At 61.5% G+C, this 21,223-nt stretch carries 22 protein-coding genes and 1 tRNA gene; 10 read left to right on the top strand and 13 right to left on the bottom strand.

What is annotated here, in order from left to right; all coding sequences use genetic code 11:
• Positions 1–139 precede the first annotated feature (139 nt).
• Positions 140–622: a nuclear transport factor 2 family protein gene (locus F474_RS00895; protein WP_097086520.1), complete on the top strand. Its 483-nt coding sequence runs from the start codon at positions 140–142 to the stop codon at positions 620–622.
• A 298-nt stretch (positions 623–920) separates the two neighbouring features.
• A complete protein-coding gene (locus F474_RS00890; RefSeq protein WP_097086518.1) occupies positions 921–1,829 on the top strand; it encodes a DUF2167 domain-containing protein in 909 nt (302 codons plus the stop codon).
• A 278-nt stretch (positions 1,830–2,107) separates the two neighbouring features.
• Here the strand turns inward: F474_RS00890 and F474_RS00885 are convergent, their stop codons facing one another.
• The 6 genes from F474_RS00885 to F474_RS00860 form a co-directional block, all read right to left on the bottom strand.
• A complete protein-coding gene (locus F474_RS00885; RefSeq protein WP_256577796.1) occupies positions 2,108–3,223 on the bottom strand; it encodes a hypothetical protein in 1,116 nt (371 codons plus the stop codon).
• Between the two features lie 460 nt (positions 3,224–3,683).
• Positions 3,684–3,759 (bottom strand) — tRNA-Gly (locus tag F474_RS00880).
• Positions 3,760–3,829: 70 nt separating this feature from the next.
• A complete protein-coding gene (gene pgsA, locus F474_RS00875) occupies positions 3,830–4,387 on the bottom strand; it encodes a CDP-diacylglycerol--glycerol-3-phosphate 3-phosphatidyltransferase (RefSeq protein WP_097086516.1) in 558 nt (185 codons plus the stop codon).
• A 35-nt stretch (positions 4,388–4,422) separates the two neighbouring features.
• Complete coding sequence (gene uvrC, locus F474_RS00870; RefSeq protein ID WP_097086514.1) at positions 4,423–6,246, bottom strand: excinuclease ABC subunit UvrC; 1,824 nt, start codon at positions 6,244–6,246, stop codon at positions 4,423–4,425.
• A gap of 1 nt (position 6,247) precedes the next feature.
• Positions 6,248–6,892, bottom strand: coding sequence for a UvrY/SirA/GacA family response regulator transcription factor (gene uvrY / locus F474_RS00865; RefSeq protein WP_097086512.1), 645 nt, complete (start codon positions 6,890–6,892; stop codon positions 6,248–6,250).
• 94 nt (positions 6,893–6,986) lie between these two features.
• Positions 6,987–7,313 carry a helix-turn-helix domain-containing protein gene (locus tag F474_RS00860; protein WP_099459020.1) on the bottom strand — a complete coding sequence of 109 codons (327 nt, stop codon included), beginning with the start codon at positions 7,311–7,313 and terminating at the stop codon, positions 6,987–6,989.
• Between the two features lie 81 nt (positions 7,314–7,394).
• Here F474_RS00860 and F474_RS00855 point away from each other — a divergent pair, with 81 nt between their 5' ends.
• Positions 7,395–7,634, top strand: a complete 240-nt coding sequence (locus F474_RS00855; RefSeq protein ID WP_097086510.1) for a DNA-binding protein — start codon at positions 7,395–7,397, stop codon at positions 7,632–7,634.
• Here F474_RS00855 and F474_RS00850 read toward each other — a convergent pair.
• Positions 7,582–8,073, bottom strand: coding sequence for a GNAT family N-acetyltransferase (locus tag F474_RS00850; RefSeq protein WP_097086508.1), 492 nt, complete (start codon positions 8,071–8,073; stop codon positions 7,582–7,584). The two genes, F474_RS00855 and F474_RS00850, sit on opposite strands and share 53 nt — an antisense overlap.
• A gap of 498 nt (positions 8,074–8,571) precedes the next feature.
• Here F474_RS00850 and F474_RS00845 point away from each other — a divergent pair, with 498 nt between their 5' ends.
• Positions 8,572–9,624 (top strand): 3-deoxy-7-phosphoheptulonate synthase, encoded by a 1,053-nt coding sequence (locus tag F474_RS00845; protein WP_097086505.1) that lies wholly within the window; start codon positions 8,572–8,574, stop codon positions 9,622–9,624.
• Between the two features lie 53 nt (positions 9,625–9,677).
• On the opposite strand, the gene treS is transcribed toward F474_RS00845, so the two are convergent.
• Positions 9,678–11,738, bottom strand: coding sequence for a maltose alpha-D-glucosyltransferase (gene treS / locus F474_RS00840; RefSeq protein ID WP_097086503.1), 2,061 nt, complete (start codon positions 11,736–11,738; stop codon positions 9,678–9,680).
• 128 nt (positions 11,739–11,866) lie between these two features.
• Between treS and F474_RS00835 the strand changes: the two genes are divergently transcribed.
• On the top strand, positions 11,867–12,241 hold the full coding sequence (locus F474_RS00835; RefSeq protein WP_097086501.1) for a DUF4124 domain-containing protein: 375 nt from the start codon (positions 11,867–11,869) through the stop codon (positions 12,239–12,241).
• On the opposite strand, the gene F474_RS00830 is transcribed toward F474_RS00835, so the two are convergent.
• Positions 12,242–13,531: an MFS transporter gene (locus F474_RS00830; protein WP_097086894.1), complete on the bottom strand. Its 1,290-nt coding sequence runs from the start codon at positions 13,529–13,531 to the stop codon at positions 12,242–12,244.
• A gap of 120 nt (positions 13,532–13,651) precedes the next feature.
• Between F474_RS00830 and F474_RS00825 the strand changes: the two genes are divergently transcribed.
• Together F474_RS00825 and F474_RS22850 are read left to right on the top strand one after the other, a co-directional pair.
• Positions 13,652–14,050: a hypothetical protein gene (locus F474_RS00825; protein WP_097086499.1), complete on the top strand. Its 399-nt coding sequence runs from the start codon at positions 13,652–13,654 to the stop codon at positions 14,048–14,050.
• 54 nt (positions 14,051–14,104) lie between these two features.
• The gene (locus tag F474_RS22850; protein ID WP_256577795.1) at positions 14,105–14,236 is read left to right on the top strand and encodes a hypothetical protein; all 132 of its coding nucleotides are present in this window, start codon (positions 14,105–14,107) and stop codon (positions 14,234–14,236) included.
• A gap of 52 nt (positions 14,237–14,288) precedes the next feature.
• Here the strand turns inward: F474_RS22850 and F474_RS00820 are convergent, their stop codons facing one another.
• From F474_RS00820 to F474_RS00810, 3 genes are all read right to left on the bottom strand, one after another.
• Positions 14,289–15,140: a Ku protein gene (locus F474_RS00820; RefSeq protein WP_097086498.1), complete on the bottom strand. Its 852-nt coding sequence runs from the start codon at positions 15,138–15,140 to the stop codon at positions 14,289–14,291.
• Entirely contained in the window at positions 15,133–17,631 is a 2,499-nt protein-coding gene (gene ligD / locus F474_RS00815; protein WP_371916166.1) for a DNA ligase D, read from the bottom strand. Before ligD ends, F474_RS00820 begins: the two co-directional genes overlap by 8 nt.
• 227 nt (positions 17,632–17,858) lie before the next feature.
• Positions 17,859–18,737 carry a manganese catalase family protein gene (locus tag F474_RS00810; RefSeq protein WP_097086494.1) on the bottom strand — a complete coding sequence of 293 codons (879 nt, stop codon included), beginning with the start codon at positions 18,735–18,737 and terminating at the stop codon, positions 17,859–17,861.
• 910 nt (positions 18,738–19,647) lie between these two features.
• Between F474_RS00810 and F474_RS23105 the strand changes: the two genes are divergently transcribed.
• Genes F474_RS23105 through F474_RS00795 form a run of 3 tightly spaced genes read left to right on the top strand, consistent with a single transcriptional unit; the run spans position 19,648 to position 20,449 of the window.
• Entirely contained in the window at positions 19,648–19,944 is a 297-nt protein-coding gene (locus F474_RS23105; protein ID WP_097086492.1) for a DUF1652 domain-containing protein, read from the top strand.
• Between the two features lie 17 nt (positions 19,945–19,961).
• On the top strand, positions 19,962–20,183 hold the full coding sequence (locus F474_RS00800) for a PLD nuclease N-terminal domain-containing protein (protein WP_097086490.1): 222 nt from the start codon (positions 19,962–19,964) through the stop codon (positions 20,181–20,183).
• A 26-nt stretch (positions 20,184–20,209) separates the two neighbouring features.
• Positions 20,210–20,449 carry a metallothionein gene (locus tag F474_RS00795; RefSeq protein ID WP_097086488.1) on the top strand — a complete coding sequence of 80 codons (240 nt, stop codon included), beginning with the start codon at positions 20,210–20,212 and terminating at the stop codon, positions 20,447–20,449.
• Positions 20,450–20,496: 47 nt separating this feature from the next.
• Here the strand turns inward: F474_RS00795 and F474_RS00790 are convergent, their stop codons facing one another.
• Positions 20,497–21,177, bottom strand: coding sequence for a CinA family protein (locus F474_RS00790; RefSeq protein WP_371916163.1), 681 nt, complete (start codon positions 21,175–21,177; stop codon positions 20,497–20,499).
• Positions 21,178–21,223: the final 46 nt, after the last annotated feature.

Here is a 21,223-nt window from a genome sequence, read left to right as displayed (position 1 = left end):
TGCAGGCCTGTCACCAGACCCCAGTGGCGCCTGGACGTCGCCTACTCCTGGCGATACCTGAAAGCTCCATCCGCCGCCCACTGATGGCGGGCCGCCAGGCAACTGGTAGCATGGCGCCATTCCACTGTGAGACACGCCCATGAGCACTACCGACGAAGCCGTGATCATTCAGTTCTATCAGGCTTTCCAGCGACTGGATGCCGAAGCCATGATGGCCTGCTACACCGATGATGTGGTGTTCAGCGATCCGGCATTCGGCACGCTGCTGGGCAGCGACGCCGCTGATATGTGGCGCATGCTGACAGCGCGGGCCAAGGGCTTATCGTTGACGTTCGACCAGGTACAGGCAGCAAACGGCGAAGGAGCCGCGCATTGGGTCGCCACCTATCCGTTCACCCAAACGGGCCGTACGGTGGTCAACAGCGTCCGCGCCCGTTTCGTGCTACGGGATGGCAGGATCTGTGAGCACCATGACCACTTCGACCTGTGGCGTTGGGCACGCCAGGCACTGGGTATGCCGGGCCTGCTGCTGGGCTGGTCACCGCTGGTCAAGAACAAAGTGCGGCGTCAGGCCTTGAAAGCGCTGCGCGCCTATCAGGCCGGCCGTGTTGGCCAACCTTGAGCGCAAATTGGTCTAGCAGGCCACCGCTGCCTCGGTGTGCCACAACCTCTAGAGCCGAGCCAGTAAGCTGGCGGGCCATCGCTCTTTTTTGCCGCCGGCTCAAGGGTAGCTCTGATGTGAATCGCGGGCGTTGATCAGCGGGGGCTCTCACTGGGCGAATAGAGGCCGCAACAAGCCAGTGCCAGTCATCCAAGCCTGGAGCAGCCGGCGAGTAGGCATGAGCACGAGATTCTGGCGATTGACCAGTGCTTTCGGCTATCCTGCGCGGCCAAATTAATTCAAATTGTAAGGGACTACGATGAAACACCTGCGCCAGTTAGCGGCGGCAGTGTTGCTGTGCGCAACCACTTTGCCCGCCATGGCCGCCAGCACGCCTGCACCTGCCCCAATCGCCAGCGAACAGCCGCAACAGACCGCCGAACAGTGGCTGGCGACGCTCAAGCCGCAGCACGGCAACATCACGCTGCCCAGTGGCATCGCCAGCCTGAAACTCAACAACGAGTTCTATTACCTGTCGCCGGAGGATACCGAGCGCTTGCTCACCGAAGCCTGGGGCAACCCTCCAGGGTTCAAGACCCTCGGCATGATCGTCCCGACTGCCGTCAGCCCGCTGGCGGACAACGGCTGGGGCGTGATCATCAGCTACAAGAACGACGGCCACATTTCCGACGATGACGCCGCAAAGATCGACTACGCCGACCTGCTCAAGCAAATGAAGGCGGAGGACGTGGAAGACAATCAGGAGCGTCGCAAGCAAGGCTATGCTGGCGTCACACTGCTGGGCTGGGCCGAACCACCGAGCTACGATCAAGCCACCCACAAGATGTACTGGGCGCGAGAACTCAAGGCCGACAACGCCGACCAGACCACTCTGAACTACAGCATCCGCATATTAGGCCGCGAAGGCGTGCTGGAGCTTAACGCGGTGGCGGCGATGGCCGACCTGCCGACAATCAAGCAGGAAACGCCGAAGATTCTCGCCTTCACCAATTTCACTGACGGTAATCGCTACGCCGACTACGACTCCAAGACCGACAAGCTGGCGCCCTACGGCCTGGCCGCGTTGGTCGCCGGGGGCATCGCCGCCAAGGCAGGCCTGTTCGCCAAGATCGGTATCGCCCTGTTGGCGTTCAAGAAGTTCATCGTACTGGGCTTGCTGGCCGTGGCTGGCTTCTTCGGCAAGCTGTTCAAGCGCAAGCGAGCCTGATTGGAACTGGCTCACCCCTGCTGGAGCGGGACAGCTGGCGGCGACCGGCCCCCGCTCAATAAAAGCCTGGCGCCTGCCGTTGCCGAGGCAGAGACGTCATTGGCCGCGGCATACGCACCGTGGCCTGTTGGCTCGAACTGCCCAAGGATGCGATGCCGGCGATCAGGGAGTGGATGTTCGTGCCGCCGCTCGCTATCGAGGACCTTTTCGCAGGCTTTATCGGGCCCATCGCAGAAGATGGCACTGCGCAACTTATCTGGCGTTGGATGCCGTACTGCTCACCTCGACTCTGACTCGCCCAGGGCGCTGAAACTCACTACCTCATAAGCAAACTCATGAGCTTCTCGCTGCTGCTGAGTATCCGAGGCCTTCACTCTGACCCGATCGTCATCGTGCACGACAAGCACATGATCTTCGTCGAGTGCTTCCACACCTTCAGGTTTATGGTTGAACACTAGCGCAGTACCCCCGTTGAGCCGCACAGGTCGTGGTTCCCCGATCGCCCCACCCTTGTACGGCAGCACCCACAGGTATCCCCCCATTTTTTCCCCATTCTCAAAACTGGTAGTGGCGTAAAAACGATCTCCGTTGTGGCGGTCAAACTCCAACGCGGAAAGACCTAATTCAGGCCGCAGTGGTTGCGTGGGGCCCAGTTTCTTCGCCAAGTCGTCCGGGGTAAGCTGCCAAAGCACATCGAATTCGTCCCCGAGCACCGCCCCGTGCTCAGTGATCTTGAACGGTACCGACAGCAGCAGGAATGAGAACACTGCATTTTTGCTGTTTTCACCGTATTTGCGTATACCGATCAGAAGCCGCTCACCTGGCGCGGTGGAGAGCGCTTCAATCTGGTAGTACGGCGCTTTAACCGCCCTACTGATGCGCTCGCGCAACCCTCGTGAGCTGACCACCTGCCCGCGCGCCGAAGCACTGACCACCTTTGCGTCTTGCGGCGCCCCGACCGGCCAGTAGAGCAAGGTATTGAGCGCATCAGCCGCAGGCTGCTCTTGCGTGCCTTCCTTGTTGAACGCAGTGATGGCGACGACGTACTTGCCATCGAGCGTAGTGGTCAGGCCCTCGTACTTATCCGCTTCATCCAGCACCGGGCTACTCAAATAAGCAGGACTCCCCTGCAGTATGTTTCCACTGCCCAGCCGAAGGGAGAACATGGCAGGGTCTCCGGGTTCGGGCATGTGCTTGTCATTGGCCAGAATTAACTCGTGGCCGACCCTTGCCACTCCAGAAACCTCGCAGTTCACATTCCTGTTCCGCTCATAACAGGGTGCCAGCCGCGTTTGGACAGACACTGCCGGCGAATCCGCAGGCGCTGCATTGAGGCTCGGCAAATACGCCAGGAAGCTTGCAAGCACGCTAAACATGGACAATTTGTTGTTCATTTTACCTCCCGTGATGGCTGATCAGGCGTCTGACAGGAGCAACTTACTGTGAAGGGCGTTGCCCGGTAACTGATAACGTTGCCAGGGCAAACAGCAACGGGCTGGATGCTTCGCAGATCGAGGTGCATTACCCAAAACGGCTGTAAAGCGCCCCCTGAACTCACCTTGAGTTGCGCTTCAAGATATCCAGCGCTACTTGCATATTTCACAATTTCGAGGAGTACGGGCTGAATGGAGGTAGGCGCGACGACCCTTCACTCGAACTTGAGCAAGAGGAGGAACCTACGAAGTAGGCTTAAGAGATGGGGCCAACGGGTGCACTGGCTCTGCTCGATTTCAACCTTGAAAGCGTACATCGCGCGGCAGCGGCCTAAAGAAGATAGTCACTGAAACGAAAAAAGGCCCCGGAGGGCCTTTTTCAGCAACTTGTAGCGGCACCTGGCCTCTACAAATCAAAATCTGGAGCGGGAAACGAGACTCGAACTCGCGACCCCGACCTTGGCAAGGTCGTGCTCTACCAACTGAGCTATTCCCGCGTCGTGTTGCGGGCGCCATTCTATCGAACTGAGCAGCGCCGTCAACCTCTTGATTCAAAAAAAGATTTATTCATACCCCTGCGCGGCTTGAAAGGTGCGGCCACGCGGCCCGCAGGTAGTTGAGCATCGACCAGAGCGTAAGCCCGGCCGCGACGATCAGCAGTGCATAGCCCAACAGCACGAAGAACGAGAACGTTGGCGGGTTGGCCAGCAGGATCACCAACGCGCCCATCTGTGCCGCGGTTTTCCACTTGCCCAGGTTAGACACCGCCACGTGAGCGCGGGCACCCAGCTCGGCCATCCATTCGCGCAGGGCCGATACCACGATTTCACGCCCGATGATCACCGCCGCCGGGAGCGTAAGCCAGATGTTGTGATGTTCCTGCACCAGCAGCACCAAGGCAACGGCGACCATGAGCTTGTCGGCCACCGGGTCGAGGAAGGCGCCGAAGGGGGTGCTCTGCCCCAGCTTGCGGGCCAGATAGCCATCGAGCCAGTCAGTGGCCGCAGCAATTGCGAACACGGTGCTGGCTGCGACGAAGCTCCAGCTATAGGGCATGTAGAACAGAAGGATGAAGATAGGAATCAGGACGACACGCAACACAGTCAACAGATTGGGGATATTCATCGATGCCACTGGCTAAGGCTCTGAAAAAGGGGATTCTACTCGCTGTGCAGGCTGGCATAAATCGACTCGGCCAGCTTTTTGCTGATGCCAGGCGCCTTGGCGATCTCGTCGGCACTGGCGCGGCCCAGCTCCTGCAGGCCGCCAAAGTGCTTGAGCAGCTCGCGACGGCGCTTCGGGCCTACCCCGGCGACGTCCTCGAGCGTCGAAGTGCGCCGGGCCTTGCCGCGCCGAGCGCGGTGGCCGGTGATAGCAAAACGGTGGGCTTCGTCGCGGATCTGCTGAATCAGGTGCAGCGCAGGTGAGTCACCCTTGAGGGTGAATTCGTGGGCTACGTCGTTGAGGTAAAGCGTTTCGAAGCCGGCCTTGCGGGTCACGCCCTTGGCCACGCCCAGCAGGGTAAGGTCGCTCAAGGCCAGCTCCTGCATCACCTCGCGGGCCATGTTGAGCTGCCCTTTGCCGCCGTCTACCAGCAGCACGTCGGGCAACTTGCCCTCGCCGTCCTTGATCTTGCTGAAGCGCCGCATCAGGGCCTGTTGCATCGCCGCATAGTCGTCGCCGGCAGTGACGCCTTCGATGTTGTAGCGCCGGTAGTCGCTCTTGATCGGGCCTTCCGGGCCGAACACCACGCAGGAAGCCACTGTCGCTTCGCCGCTGGAGTGGCTGATGTCATAGCACTCCAGGCGTTGGGGCACTTCCTCCAGCTCCAGCACCTGCGCCAGCGCCTCGAACCGGGCAGCCATGTGCTGCCGGTTGGCAAGGCGCGCGCCCAGGGCCTGCTCGGCGTTGGTCACCGCCATGTGCTGCCAGCGGGCGCGCGTGCCCCGTACACGGTGGCTGAAGTCCATCTCGCGGCCACGCAGGCTGGCCAGCGCCTCGGCGAGGGCCTGGATGTCATCGGGCACCACGTTGAGAATCACCTCGGCCGGTAGCTCGCGCTCGCCGCCGCCAAGGTAATACTGCGACAGAAACGCCGACATCACCTCACCCAGCTCCTCCTCGATGCCCACCTGGGGAAAGAAGTTCTTGCTACCCAGCACGCGGCCGCCGCGGACGCTGATCAGGTGCACGCAGGCACCGCCTGGGTTGAGGAAGGCTGCGACCACATCCACGTCACCGCTGCCGCCTTCCATGCTCTGCTGGTCTTGCACCCTGCGCAGCACGCCAATCTGGTCACGGATCTGCGCGGCCTTTTCAAACTGCAGCGCCATTGCCGCGCTTTCCATCTCGCTGGACAGTTCCTGAGTCAGCTGATGGCTGCGACCTTCCAGGAACATGATCGAGTGGCGCACATCCTGGCCGTACTCCTCAGGCTCCACGGCGCGTACGCAGGGGCCCTTGCAGCGTTTGATCTGGTACTGCAGGCACGGCCGGGTACGGTTCTTGAAATAGCTGTCTTCGCACTGGCGCACCTGGAAGGTCTTCTGCAACAGGCTCAGGCTTTCACGGATGGCACCGGCACTGGGGTAAGGGCCGAAGTAGCGGCCACGGCCCTTCTTGGCGCCCCGATGGATGGAAAGCCGCGGGTACTCACCGTCGGACAGGTATACATAGGGGTAGGACTTGTCGTCGCGCAGCAGGATGTTATACGGGGGGCGCCACTCCTTGATGAGCGTCTGTTCCAGCAGCAGCGCTTCGGTTTCGTTGCCAGTGATGGTCGTTTCGACCGACGCAATACGCCCCACCAGAGCGGCGGTCTTGGGCGCAAGCCCGGCTTTGCGAAAATAGCTCGCTAGCCGCTTCTTGAGGTTCTTGGCCTTGCCCACATACAGCAGGCGGGCGCCCTCGTCGAACATGCGGTACACACCAGGGCGCCCACTGCAAGTGGCGAGGAAAGCGCTGGCGTCAAAGGGGGTTGTCATCTCAGGCGTTGGTATCGACCATGCCGTGGCGAACGGCCAGCAACGCGAGCTCGACATCGCTGGTAATGGAAAGCTTCTCGAAGATCCGGTAACGGTAGGTGTTCACCGTTTTGGGTGACAGGCAGAGCTTGTCGGAAATGGCCTGTACCTTCTGGCAGTCGACGATCATCAGGGCAATCTGGATTTCGCGCTCGGACAGCAAGTCGAACGGTGACCCTGCGGTTTGCGGCTGGAAGGATTTGAGCGCCATTTGCTGGGCGATCTGCGGGCTGATGTAGCGCTGCCCGGCGAAGGCCAGGCGAATGGCCTGGACCATTTCCTCAAGCCCTGCGCCTTTGGTGAGATAACCGGCGGCCCCGGCCTGCAGCAAGCGTGTGGGGAATGGGTCTTCCTCGCACACAGTGACTACCACGACCTTGATGTCGGGATAGCTGCGTTGCAGTTTGCGCGTTGCCTCCAAGCCACCGATGCCGGGCATCTTGACATCCATCAGGATGACATCCGGCTTGAGCTCGCGGGCACTTTGCAAGGCCTGCTCACCGGATTCGGCCTGGCCTACCACCTGGAAACCGTCGATGTCGGCCAGCATGCGGGTAATGCCTGTGCGCACCAGATCGTGGTCATCGACCACCAGCACCTTGATCAAGCAAGCACCCCTCTTATCCCCAATACCTTAAGCCCAGTACCTTAACAAAGTTCATCCACGTTACCTAGGCTCACGCGGAAAAGCCTTGCAACGATTAAGCCGGCTTACGCGCCAGCGCATGTGCCAGCTGGATGACCAGCGCCTGCTCGGGCGAGGGCAATTGCCCAAGTGCCGCGAGCCATTTCTGCTCGGTATCTGCGAGGCCATCGGCCTGCACTGGCGTATGCCGGCCGGTGAGCACATAAAGCACATCTACGCCGGCGGCAGCGACGGCGGCCAGGTAGTCAGCCTTGGGGTGGCGCTCGCCGCTCTCGTATTTGCCTTGAGCGTTGGGCTCTACACCCCCGATCTCGCCGAATGCGCGCTGAGTCAACGCCAGGCGCTCTCGTTCTTCGCGCAGCCGCACGCCAATTGTAGCCATTTGAATGTATAATCCATATCTAGCACCTTCAAAAAGGTGCAAATTAAAACACTAACATGTCAACCGAAACGGACTTGAACTATGCACGGGATACGGACTGCCGCACAAGCGCGCGCATGGCTGGACCACCAAGGCAAATCGGTACAGGAGTTCGCGCGCGAACACGGTGTAGACCCCGCCACCACCTATCAGGTGCTGTCGGGAAGAAAAAAAGGGCGGCGTGGGGAAGCGCACAAGGTGGCGGTATTGCTGGGTATGAAAGAGGGGATCATCCCGCCCGCCACGCCGTGCGGGTGCCAATGCGATCGCCCGACACCGTAGTTTCGACATTGCGCTCCATGCGCCAGAAACAACCGTCTTCGCCCACTACCGCGAAGCCCTGGCGCTCATACAATCGCTGCGCAGGGTTGGCCTTGAACACGGTCAGGCGAACTGCCGAGAGGCCCCGCCGGGCCGCCAGCTCGAAGGCCTCCTTCAGCGCAGCGGTGCCCTGCCCTTGCCGGCGCGCCGTGTCGATCAGGTGAAACTCGCGAATATAGAGCGCGCGTGGGTCCTGAGTCAGGCTGATGTAGCCCAGCGGCCCGTCGGGGCCCATCAGCAGGTAGTTTTCCCGCCAGCTCCAGCCGGCGTCGTAGTCTTCGTCGCGCCACAGCAACTCATAACGGGTGTAGTAAGGCGTCATGGTGCGCCGTGTCAGGGCGCGGGCGAATGGCAGGCCCTCGGCGTCGTCCGCTGGCTGCCAGCGCGCGGGTGTGGTCATCCTTCCTCCTGTCTTCAAAGCCATTGCCAGGGCCGCGCAGGCTCGGTTAAGCTCCGGCCATCTTCAGACGAGACACTACCATGCCCTGCACTCTCTGCGCCTCCACTGCCGCCTGCGTTTCGCAGCGCGTTGCCGTGGGCGAAGCGGCAGTGGCATCGTATTTTTATTTTGGGTACTGGTTCAGCCACTGGCGCGCCTGATACCCCACAGGCGCCCACTCCCGGGTCGCCTGACACAGTGTTTGAAAAAACCCCCGGTCGGCCTCCCGACCGGGGGTTTTGTTTTTCCAGCCCTTTGAAACGCATCAACCATGAGGAATGCACCATGTATCAAGCCTATTACCGTAGCGCCCACGCCACTTGGCGATTTACCACCCCCCGCTTGGGCCAGTGCGCCACCTCCGAGCGGCCCGTACGCGGTGGCGAACCCCTTCGAACACCCCCGCGACCCCGCTTGCCCGCATAGGCCAGGCGGGCGCCCCTACTACTGGACGCCCCGATGAACGCTCCGCTCAACACACTGCCGTTGCCTACCACCAACCTCCATAAGGGCGTTGGCCAGCGATTGCCCACCCCCGCTACGCTGCGCCAGCAGTTGCCCCTCTCTGGCCGCCTTGCCGCTCAGGTGCAGGCTGATCGCCAGGCGATAGCCGATATCCTCGCCGGTCTCGATCCGCGACTGTTGGTGGTCGTCGGCCCCTGCTCGCTGCACTGCCCCACCGCTGCACTCGAATACGCCCAGCGCCTGGCGCCGCTAGCTCGCGAACTCAGCGATACCCTGCTCATCGTGATGCGTGCCTACGTCGAAAAGCCTCGCACCACTGTCGGGTGGAAAGGGCTGGCCTATGACCCGCACCTCGATGGCAGCGACGACATGCTTACCGGCCTTACGCTGTCTCGGGAGCTGATGCTGGAGATTCTGAACACAGGCCTACCTGTGGCGACCGAATTGCTGCAGCCCATGGCCGCCGGCTACTTTGACGATCTCCTGGCCTGGGCCGCCATCGGTGCGCGCACCACTGAGTCGCAAGTCCATCGGGAAATGGCCAGCGGGCTTGCCCTGCCCATCGGTTTCAAGAACGGCACCGATGGCTCCACCACCATCGCCTGTGATGCAATCCGCAGCGCAGCCCATGGCCATCGGCACTTCGGCCTGGACATTCACGGGCACCCGGCGATTATCCGCACCGAAGGCAACCCTCACGGTCATCTGGTGCTAAGGGGTGGCCACCGTGGCCCGAACTACGACCGCGCCAACGTGGCCCAGGCATCTGAGCAACTCGCAAAAGCCGGGGTATGCCCGCGCGTTGTCGTCGACTGCAGCCACGCCAACAGTGGAAAAGACCCAGCTCGCCAACCGCAGGTGCTCGACGCGTTGCTGGCCCGGCGCGCAGCCGGTGAGCGGGAGGTGGTCGGTGTGATGCTGGAGAGCAACCTGTTCGAAGGTAGCCAAGCCTTGGGCCCAGGCCTGCGCTATGGCGTTTCCATCACCGACGCCTGCCTGGGATGGGAAGCCACCGCCAGCTTGCTCAGGCGCGCCGCCGGCGCCTGAACAGCGTGAGTGGCTCAGCTGCCAGGCCTGGGCCTGGCCGCTGTCACATCACTCTACAGGGGTGGCGAGGCTGATACGACGCGCAGCGCCAGCCCCTCGTAGGGGTCAAGGTGAATGGTGAAGTCCCCCGCCTCGCTCAGGTCACCCTCTACCCGCTCGTTGATGATGTCTACCACTGGCCCCGGCGCAATACCGGGCAGGTGCAGGGTTTCATCCAGCGGCTCATCGCTGAAGTTGAGCGCGGTGATCTGCGTACCTCTGCCGGCGGGCAGCTCATGCACCATCACCAGCAGGCCCGGGTGCTCGACATCAGGCACCATGATCTGCTTGCTCGCCGCGATCTCGTAAGCGCGGCGCACCGCAAGAATCTTCTTGAGCTGCGAGGCGAACGAGTCAGGGCGTTCCAGTTGCTCGGGCAGGCTGCCATACAGGGCCCTGGCTCTGGGCATGCCCCCTTTGGAGGGCTCGCCGCTGGGGTCTGAATCCACCAGGTCATAGGCACCGCGGTGAATCCAGCGGGTATCGCCGTCGGCCATCAGGTGCTCGACCTGCTCGTGCGGCAATGGCAGAGCCCCTACCAGGTCCCACCCCGACAGCGCGAACACACCTGGCTGCATGGCGTTGTACATCACCAGCAAAAGGTGGATGTACTGCACCTGGCGGACCTGCTCTGGCGTCATCGAGTCCAGCTCGCGGATCCCCAATGCCGCAGTGATGATGCTGGCGGTGGTACACGCCACGCCATTGGTTACGAACTTTAGGTTGTAAGGGGCGTGCTCACCTGCCAGGCGTTCGTACATTTCTTCGCGAATGTGCTCGCGCAGGATGCTGCCTGGGAACGTCTGGCCTTGGTAGAGGTATTGCTCGTGGGCATGCAAGGTCCAGAAGTGCACAAGCTCCAGGGTCAGCTCGTCATGGTTTTGCAAGGCATGAATCAGCGAGGCCGGGTCAATGTCGAAACGGTGCATTTCCTTGAGCATCAGCCGCAGGAACTCGGTGCGGCCGGTCAGCAAGGCGTGCTGATAGGCAGGCCGGGTGATGAAATCGTAGGACAGGTCGGCGCCGCCGTTGGACATGCTGGCAATATCGTCCAGCGTCAGGTTCAACTCCTGGAAACTAAAACCGCCCGCCTTGCGAATGGTGCCCGCCAGCAGCTGGTTACCGGTGATCGACAGCGGGTGGCTTTCCGACCAGGCCGTGCCCTCGGCGCGCCGCTCGACGCCCAGAAACCCATTGGCATCAAGGCGCAGCACACGGGCGCCGACCACATCGATGGCATGCAGCGCATCGCCGATGATCATCTGCTGAGCGCCGAAGCTTGGGTCAAGCCAATTCAGAGACGGCTGCCCTTCCTTGAAGTAGTGCAGGTAAACCCAGCGCCGGGGCTTACCGTCGACGCCCGTGATCACTGGGGTGGCGCTCCAGTCGGTTTCCTTGACGCCTGGCTCGAAGAAGATCACCCGCTGCAACTGGCCGACGATGTAGTGCCGCTCGCGCAGGGTGTCTACCACCGCAGGGGGCAGGTTGACTGCATCACGGCCTTCGGGCACGTCGGGCAGCAGCGCCCAGTCGTCCTCCCGAATTTCCACCATGTGATAAAGGCCTGGGTAATCCTCGTAGGCGAGCTCGGCCAGGCGGAAGTCGGCCCCCTTGCCGGTGTGCGACGGGATTGCATCCTCGATCACGATGGCATTGTGGGCAGCGGCGATGCGGCTCAGCGCGACCATCTGTGCGTCGTCGCCCAAGGCCGGGTCGACCTCAAAGCTGATACGGTCGAAGTTGCCATCGACGGTGGGCGTGTGGCGCTTGCCCTGCAAGCCGCCGGACAGCTTGAGCGGGCCGTTGTGGATGCCCTGGATGCCGATGTCCGACAACGCGTGCCAGAGGTCTTCATCGGCAAGGGCCTGCAGTACCGTCTCGCCTTCGCGCGTGACGATCGAGGCCGGGTAGGCTGTGAACCACACCGAGGCAATCGCCGAGGCGTCGCGCGGCCGGGCCAGGGCGAATGGCCGCTGCCAGAGCCGCGCCTGTCCCGAGTACAGGCGCGCGCGCTCTTTGGCGGCTTGCAGCATCGAGCGCTGCACTAGCCATTGCACGTGATCGGGGGAGGTCATAGGCAAGGTCCTTTTCAACGGCGTGTGCTGTGTCAGAACGCAGCGGCGGGCCAATGTTGCATCGGGCTGGTTGATACCCTCTGGCGAGCCTGTCAGCATACTGGCCAAATGCCTACGGACTTCCCGCCATGCTTCGCGCCAGTGTGTTCGCCCTACTCTACCTGCCGCTGCTTGCCCAGGCCGATGCTTTCAAGTGCATTGACCGCGCAGGGCGCCTGAGCTTTGCTTCGGTGCCCTGCCCAGCCGCAGAGGGCGATGCGCTGCGTGACCGCAAAACGGTGCCGGGCCATTGGGTGAGCGTTAACGAAGAAGACGCCAAGCCCCACAACATAAACCAGCGCGCCCTGCGCGTGCTGCAAAGCAGCTATCGCACCCGAATCACCTACAAAGTGAATTACCTGGACGGCCCCGCGCCACCGCGCACGCCCCACCCTGTACCCCGGCTCACGCCGATCCGCTGCACGCCGGTAGGCGGGGTGCCCAGCTGCGAGAAGGCTCGCTGACTAAGCTGCAGCCAGTGCAGGCCCTCGCTTGCGCTCTAGCAAAACCACCACGCTTGCCGCAGCGACTACGCACATGACCCCGGCGAAGACGAAAGCAGGCAGGTAACTGGCCAGTACCGTGCGCGACCACCCAGCGCCGTATGCAGCCGTAGCGGCGCCCAGTTGATGGGCGGCGAAAATCCAGCCAAATACAAGGCCCGCCTTCTCGCGGCCGAAACGGTCAGCGACCAGCTTGACCGTCGGCGGCACGGTGGCGATCCAGTCCAGCCCATAGAACACTGCGAACAACGACAGGCCATACAGGCTGAAACCGGTTAATGGCAGGCACATCAGCGACAACCCGCGCAGGCCGTAGTACCAGAACAGCAACCACCGGTTGTCGTAACGGTCCGAAAGCCAGCCTGAGCCCAGCGTGCCGACGAAGTCGAACAAACCCATCAGTGCCAGCAGGCTGGCCGCGCTCACAGCCGCCAGCCCGAAGTCGCCGCACAGCGATACGAAATGGGTTTGCACCAAACCATTGGTGCTCAGGCCGCAGACGAAGAACGTGCCTGCGAGCACCCAGAACGTCAACGTACCGGAGGCCTCGCGCAGCGCGCCCAGCGGCGACAGCAGGTGACCACGCAAGCCTTGCGCTGGCGCCCCCGGCGCCAGCTCGGTTTCGCCATACAGGGGCAGGCCCAAGTCAGCCGGCCGGTCGCGCATCAGCAGCAGCGCCACCAGGGCTGCCAGCATCAGCACGGCGCACACGAACACCGCTGCAGCGCGCCAGCCAAAGCGGCTGCTGAGCTCGGCCATCAACGGCAAAAACAGCAGTTGGCCAGTCGCCGAGCTGGCAGCCAATAGCCCCATGACCAGCCCACGACGGTGCACGAACCAGCGCGTGGCTACGGTAGCGCCCAGCACCATGGCCACCATACCCGTGCCTACGCCTACCACTACGCCCCACAGCAACAGCAGTTGCCATAACTGTGTCATGAACAGCGAACCAAGAAACCCCAGGCCGATCAGGCTCATCGCCGCCACCACCACCGGGCGCAAACCGAAATGATTGATCAGCGCAGCAGCGAACGGGCCCAGCAGGCCAAACAGCACCAAGCGCACGGCCAAGGCGACGGAGATCTGCTCAGTGCTCCAGCCAAATTCGGCCTGCAGCGGCTGGATCAAGACGCCCGGGGCCCCCATCGCGGCGGCAGCGGTGAGCATGACCAGAAACGTGGCCAACACCACAGCCCAACCATAATGGACACGCCGGCGCTGCAGAGCGCCAGCCAGCGCGTTGGAGATCATCAGAAACGCCTCTGGGCAGTAATTGTAAGGGGAAGTAACAACAATACGGCCGGCCAGAGCGCTGGACAAGCCCATCCCTGCGCTCTAGCGTCAACTCACTATTCCCGGAGCCCTCTACTCATGCCCGCCCCTCTAAAAGCCGGTGCCGTACTGTTCGGCAAAGACCTGGACCGCCTGGCCCAATTCTACGAACAGCTGGCCGACCTGCGACTGGTCATGCGCCAGGCCAATCTCACCGTGCTGGAGTCTGAGAGCTTTCAACTGGTGCTCCATGGCCTGCCGGAGGTGATCAGTGCCAACCTGGTAATCGCTTCGCCACCGCTACGGCGGGACGACGTGCCGGTCAAGCTGGTGTTTCCGACGACCTCCCTGGCCAGGGTCCGTACCCTCGCGCCATCGCTCGGCGGGGGCCTGGATGCCCTGCAGGATGAATGGCAGGGCCCTTATTTCAGGGCCTGTGATGGCTACGACCCGGAAGGCAATGTCATCCAGTGGCGCGAGCCGCTGGTCGCCCAGTAGCGCCGTTGCACCGAGTGCGAGGTCATACCTGTACTGACCGCGGAGGTTTAAACCATGCACCCATCCAAGCCTGTTCATGAGCCTGAATACCAGGAAGACGAGCTGCCGCCGCTCAATGACCCGGGTAATGAAGACCCGGGGTCGGAGTGGCTCGAGGATGCACCGGTGCCCTTGGTCGATGAGTAGCTTCGCACTCAGCGACCGAGAGAGTTCCGGCACATGCCTGGCCGCAACGCCATCAAGATGCCTTGGGTGATTTTCGCGTGGCAGGCTGCTTGGCCTTTGTCTTGGTCTTTGCAGGCTTCCCGCCACCGAGGCTGCGCTTGAGCAGTTCGGTCAGGTCTACCACATCGGCCGAACGGCGCTTGGGCTCCTCAGGCGCCTCTACCTCTTCAAGTTTGCCCTTGCTGGCCTTGGTCTCCACCAACGCCATGATCTGTTCTTCGAAAGTGTCCTGGTATTGCTCGGGCTGCCATTGGCTGCTCATACCCTCGACCAACTGCCGGGCCATGTCTTTTTCGGCTTTGCTGAGCTTAGCCTTGCGAGCGCTCTCCGGAATTTCCAAGTCGTCGAGGGGGTGTACTTGGGCCGGCCAGCGCAGCAAAACCAGCACCAGGGCGTCTTCGACCACCATCAGTGCCGCCAGGTGTTGGCGGGTACGGATGATTACGTTGGCCAGCCCAACCTTGCCAGTGCTGGTCAGGGTTTCACGTAACAACGCGTAGACCTTTTCCCCGCGTTTCTGCGGCGTTAAATAATAAGGCGTATCGATGTTCTGCAGTGGGATCTGCTCACGGTCGATAAACGCGAACAGGTCGATGGTTTGGGTGGCTTCCGGGTGCGCTGCGCGTATCTCCGCTTCACTGACCACCACATAACGCCCTTTCTCATACTCCACCCCTTTGACGATATCCTCCTTGCCCACCTCTTTTCCGGTTTTCTTGTTGACGCGTTTGTAGCCGACTGGGTCCATGCTGCGCTTGTCCAGCCAGTCAAAGTCCACCCCGCCGGTATGAGTGGCAGACACAAGCGATACGGGGATATGCACCAGGCCGAAACTGATGGCGCCGTTCCAGAGGGATCTAGGCATTACGGTGCTCCTTGCCAAGGCGGCGCTTGATCGCCGCGGTGATGGTCTGGCGCGCTTGCTCGAAGCCCTGCCAGGGGTCTTGCTTCAATTGCGCAAGGCGGTTGGGCAGATTGCCGATATGCCAGGCATTGGCCGCCTTGAGCTCACCCAGCTCATGGCGCGACACCGGCACCGACACGGGCAGGTTCGGCCGAGCCCGGGCGGAGTAGGCAGCCACGGTGGTGGCGCCGTGGTTGTTGCGTAAATAGTCGATGAAGATCCTGCCGACCCGGTTCTTGGGCCCGGCCACTGCGCTAAAGCGCTCGGGGATCTGTTCGGCCAGGTGTTCGGCAATGGCCTTGCTGAAGGCCTTGACCTCATCCCAGCCGGCCTTCGGCTTGAGCGGCACCACGATGTGCATACCCTTGCCGCCGCTGGTCTTGATGAAGGCCTTGAGCCCAAGCTCGTCAAGCACCGCCAGCGTGAGCTGGGTGGCCTCGATCATGGCCCGCCAAGGCAGCGCAGGGTCTGGGTCCAGGTCGAGGATGAACCGATCGGGGTGATCCGGTGAAGTGCTCACGGCGTTCCAGGTGTGCAACTCCACCGTGTTCATCTGAACGGCGCCGAGCAGCGCGCGAGGCGTTTGTACCAGCATGACCGGCTGGCCGGAGAACGCTTTGTCCAACCCTTCAAGCCCTGGAATGCGTAGCCGCCCTGCATTTTTCTGGAAGAACAGCTCACCCTCGATGCCCTCCGGCGCTCTGACCAAGGCAACGGGCCGTTCTCGCAACTGCGGCAGCAACCATTCGGTTACTTGCTCGTAATAGTCGGCCAGTTGCTGCTTGGTGGCGCCGCTGGCTGGGTCTATGACTCTATCGGGGTGGGTGATGCGCACCGCCCCGGCGGCCCGGCTCGGGCGGGGTTTGGGTGGCCGCTTGGGTTGCTCCTGGGTAATGTCGGTGGCCGGCTTGTCATCGCGCAGCCCTTGGAATACGGCATGACGCACCAAGCCATCGCCGGTCATTTGTGCATAGGCCACTTCAGCCAGCAACTGCGGCTCAAGCCATTGCACCCCATGCGCAGCCATTCCCCCGGGGAGGTCAACCAGCGGCGGGCCTTCACGGTGCAGCGGTTTGAGCCGCGCGTGTATCGACTTCAAGGTGGCGGCGCTGAAGCCCGTGCCCACCTTGCCCGCATAGCGCAGCGGGCCTCCTTGCTGCTCGTGCAGGCCCAGCAGCAAGGCCCCGAAGCCTTTGCGCGACCCCTTGGGCGCGGTGTAACCCAGCACCACGAACTCCTGGCGCTGCTGGCATTTGAGCTTGATCCAACTGTCGCTTCGGCCAGAGGTGTAGGGGCTGTTGGCACGCTTACCGATCAGCCCTTCCATATGCAGCTCGCAGGCGCTATGCAACAGTGCGCTGCCATCTTCGTCAAAGTCCTCTGAATACCGCAGCACATCACTTTCATGCCCCTTTAGCAGCGCCGCCAACGCTTCTCTTCGTTGCTCAAGGGCCGCCTCGCGCAGGTCCTGGCCATTGAGCCAGGGCATATCGAACACGTAATACACAATGGCGCCAGTTTGGTCGCTGTCGAAGGCGTTCTGCAAGCGCTGGAAGCTCGGTATACCCTCGTCATCGAGCACAACCATTTCGCCGTCGAGCCAGGCTTGCTTCGCACCCAAGGTCGCCAGCGCCTGAGCTTGAGCACTGAGCTTTGCGGTCCAGTCATGGCCGTTGCGGGTGAACAGCCTCACTTCGCCATCCTCGACCCGCGCTAGCATTCGATAGCCATCGAACTTGAGTTCATAACGCCAATCCCCTGAGGGCGCAGCCTCTACAAGTGTCGCCAACTGAGGCTTCAACTGGCGCGGCATCGCCGCTTTGGGCTTGGCTTTGGTTTCGGACTTGCTTTTGGCTTTGGCCTTGGTGGGCTTTTCACCGACGTCACCTATTGCCCTATCGCTGAGCACACTGGCCGGCTCTGCCTCGAGCACGTCGTAGGCGGGATAGTCACGTGCGGCCTCGTCACGGTGCTTGATCAGAAACCACTGCTGCTGCTTGCCCTTACTGGCGGTGCGCACCAGGTTCCACTGCCCGGTCAGCTTTTCACCCTGGAGGGTGAACTTCAACCGCCCTTTGGCATAGGCCTGGGCAGGGTCACCCTGAGGCTCCCAGACGCCCCGATCCCAGACGATCACTTCCCCCGCACCGTAATGGCCTTCCGGAATGCTGCCTTCGAAACTGGCGTAATCCACAGGGTGGTCTTCAACCTGCACCGCGAGCCGCTTGACTGAGGGGTCCAGGCACGGCCCCTTGGGCACCGCCCAGCTTTTGAGCGTACCGTCCAGTTCGAGGCGAAAGTCATAATGCAGGTGCGAAGCGTCGTGCTTCTGGATCACGGATTGCCGCGCGCTGCCAAGCCTTGGGGCCGGGCCGCCCTGCCCTGATGGCTCCGGGGTCGCGGTGAAATCGCGCTTGCGGTTGTAGTCACTCAAGGGCGGCGCTTTCACGATGAGGATCCTCCGTGTCGATCAACGATGGAGCCCTCGATGCGCCCGACAGTTCAGTTGCTCACCGGCTGGGTACCGCTGTGCCGAGGCGCGATCAGCCTTGGGCTGGCCGGGATGCCCAGCCAACGCCCTTCAAGGCGGCGATTCGATTGTGATACTGCTATCAAAGCAGGTGTTAGGTGGGTCGAGGCTTCCAAGAGCTGGCCGCGCAGAGCGCGGCCAGGGATGCATCAGATTTTCCCGCCTTTGGCGCTGCCCAACTCAGCACCGGTCAGCGGCTGAGCATCCGGCGAGCTCATCGTTCGCAGCTTCATAGCCTCAACCGCCGCTTCCTGCTCGGCAGGCAGCGTTACACTCGGCATGCCGTCGCCGCCATCCACGGCTGGCTGCGGATTCTCGACATACTCCCAGCCCTCGCCTTGGTTCCACGGACCACGCAGGTCCGGCTCACCCTGCGACAGGTTGAAATACACCTGGGTATATTTCGGGTCACCCGGCAATTTGCCCTGTGGGAAATTGGGCTGAATGGAATGCAGCGCTTTTTCGAAAGACAGCTGGTGGGCAATTTCGCGGGTCATCAGGAAGGTCAGGGCGTCCCGGATACCAGGGTCGTCGGTGACGTTGATCAGACGTTCGTAGACGATTTTGGCGCGCGCTTCTGCAGCGATATTGGAGCGCAGGTCCGCGGTGGGTTCGCCGATGGTGTCGATGTAGGCGGCGTTCCAGGGTACGCCCGCTGAGTTGATCAACGCTGCACCCCCGCCATAAAGCAGGCTGGTGATATGCGAATCATTGCCCGCCCCCGTCAGAGAGCGATAGAGCTCCCCTTCCTGCTGAGTGCCCTCGGCCAAATCACCTCGGGCGCCTTTGTTCAGCATGACGATGATTGACCCGATGACCTCCAAATGGCTGAGCTCTTCAGTGGCGATGTCGAACAGCATGTCTTTGCGGCCCGGGTCGACTTCGGTCACGGCCTGGGTGAAGTAACGCATGGCCGCGGCCAGTTCGCCCTGCGGGCCGCCGAACTGCTCCAGCATCAGATTGGCCAGGCCGGGGTTGGGCTCAGCGACGCGAACGGTGTATTGCAGTCGTTTGTTATGCATGAACATTATGAGTTCTCCATTAGGCGTTTCACGGTGTGCGCTAAAGCGCGGTCAGGCGATTGCAGCGCTCAAGTGACTGGGCAAGTTGCAAGCTAAGCAATGCAGATATTTCGAGTCGTTCTTTCTAGGGCGAGAGTCCCCAGCGACGGCTTGCGACGACCCAAAATCTAGTTAGCTGAGTATTTATAAGGGCAAGCGTGCCGAGGATTGAAAGCCGATAGCGCTGCCAATGCTGTAACTGTCAATGAGTTCGAGAGCATAAAGCCCTAAGCACACTGCCTGCCTTACTAAGCCAATACCGCCTGATACTGACGAGAGCGATAAGGGCTACCAACATGTATATCGAGAGGGGACCGGGGGCAAAAGTGTTCTCCGATTGCCCTTCAGCCCGACGAATGGCCAAGAGCACGTGTATTTGGCGCGGCCGACATTAGGCAACTAGCAAAGTGAATGATGTCATCACTCAATGGCTCTGTATCACTACGGGCCTGGCCTGTGGCGCGGGTTAATTAATATCCCGCCCACACTTCAAATCGGCATTGCAGCTCATGCAATAGTAAAACCTTTACAACTATGAATACTTTGTAAAGTTTTCAGCCGTCCGTCCAGTCGCTGGAATTATTACCTCGACCTGGCTCTCGATCATGAAGCGTTCCTCGGTTTTGATCTTTGAGAAAGTTTTAAAACCCATGGGGCGCGAGGCATCGCGTTGATGAGGGATGAACTGGGCGATCCAATCTGCACCGCCCACTCACGCCATCAATCTCCCGCGACCAGCGAGGCAGGCGATATAGCCGCCAAACACGTTTAACGGTACAAATCACGAATAGTACGCCGGGGAACTGCAGCATTGATCGATACGAACCGCACCGATAGGCCGCTGCACCCCTGACAATGAGCTTGCGAGGTTTAAATCATGTTTCCCACCGGTCTTTCCGACCTGGAACTTAGGCACATCGTCGAGCGAGCTTTCTTGCCCGACACCTGTGAAATTCAGGATGTGGACGCTCAACATGTCCACTTGAAGGTGACCAGCCATGAGGATTCGCGACGTGTGGTCTTCAAGGAATGGGTACCCCACGACGCCTTAGTCTCCATGCGCGCTTTGGCTGGCCTAGTGCAGGAGGTACGTGAGTTGTTCGATACAGTTCCCGCATCACGCCCCGCAGCAGCCCATTCTCAGAGTGGCGCCCGCTCCGGCCCTCGCTTCTAGATCTGAAGGTGAATCCAATGGAAATCTTTTCGTTCTACACCGCGCTACTGGTGATTGTTTTACTGCTCGACGTGTGGGCCATAAACAGCGTGTGGCGCAGCCCGAAAGACAACGGCAGCAAAGCTGGGTGGACGGTGTTGATCCTGATAGCGCCCGTACTGGGCCTGGTTATCTGGGGCATCACCGGCCCGCGCGGGGTAGCTAAGGCGCCCACCTCACCCAGCCATAGCAAAGGCTGACCTACCTTGATGAGGAGGGTTTTACCATGACGTCAAGACTGTGCGCGTGCGATGCCTGCACCTGCGAATTGCCCGACCCGCCACGCCATGTCAATGATGGCTTGGCCTATTGCTGCCCGGCGTGTGCCGATGGCCACCGCCAGGGTGAGAAGTGCCAGATGCCGGGCTGCCAGTGCTCCAGTGCCGCCGCCCGCGAGCAAAGTGGCGCAACGCTGGACCACGCGGTAGAGGAAACCTTCCCTGCCAGCGACCCGGTCTCGCCTTAAGCGTCGACGGGGCGCAGATAAACGCGGCGCCCCCGCGCCGCGTTCTATTACAGCCCCTCGTGCAGCCGAGGGATCTGCACCAGCCCATAGAATGAAGCGGTATTGATCACCACGGCCCGGTTGCCGGAAAACCGTACGGTCTCGCTGAATACCCGAATGTCATCCCCCACGCTGAATGCCCACGCAATGCACACGGTGCCCGGCTCAACACCCGCCATGGGCTCGGGCCCAGCCACGCCGGTGGTGGCCACCGCAATGTCTGCTGGCCCTTGCTGCAAGGCGCCTACGGCCATTTCCCGCGCCAGTTCTACGCTGGTCAGGCCGAACCGCTGGACGGTCTGCTCGCTCACACCCAGCAGACGTTTTTTTGCATCAGGCGAATACACTACATAACCGCTTTCGACGCAGGTGCCGGCCCCCGATACGGAGGCCAGGAGCGCTACCATTTGCCCCGCCGTGCAGGACTCCGCTGTCGAAAGCTTGAGCTCGTGCTCGTGAAGGTAATCCACTACCGCTTCCAGCGCCATCCGGTCCAGGCCCAAACCCGTCGCTAGCGCAGGCGCCGCCTGCCCCATCGGCTTACCCATCACATACACCGTCTGCGTTTGCCCAGGCACTTGCGGACTGCTGGTATGGGTTACCGCCATCAATCTCCAGCCATTGGCCAGGGCATGATTGGCGCCGGCCAGGTCTGTTTCGATCAGCGCCTCGATATCGTCGTTTTTCACGCACCCTCCTTGAACCCTATGTACCGCTTACGCGGCCCTCGCCGGC

The organism is Pseudomonas sp. URIL14HWK12:I12, assembly GCF_003097135.1.
Classification (GTDB): domain Bacteria; phylum Pseudomonadota; class Gammaproteobacteria; order Pseudomonadales; family Pseudomonadaceae; genus Aquipseudomonas.
The sequence above is the reverse complement of the archived record's forward strand: the minus strand, read 5'-3'. Positions and strand labels throughout refer to the sequence as shown.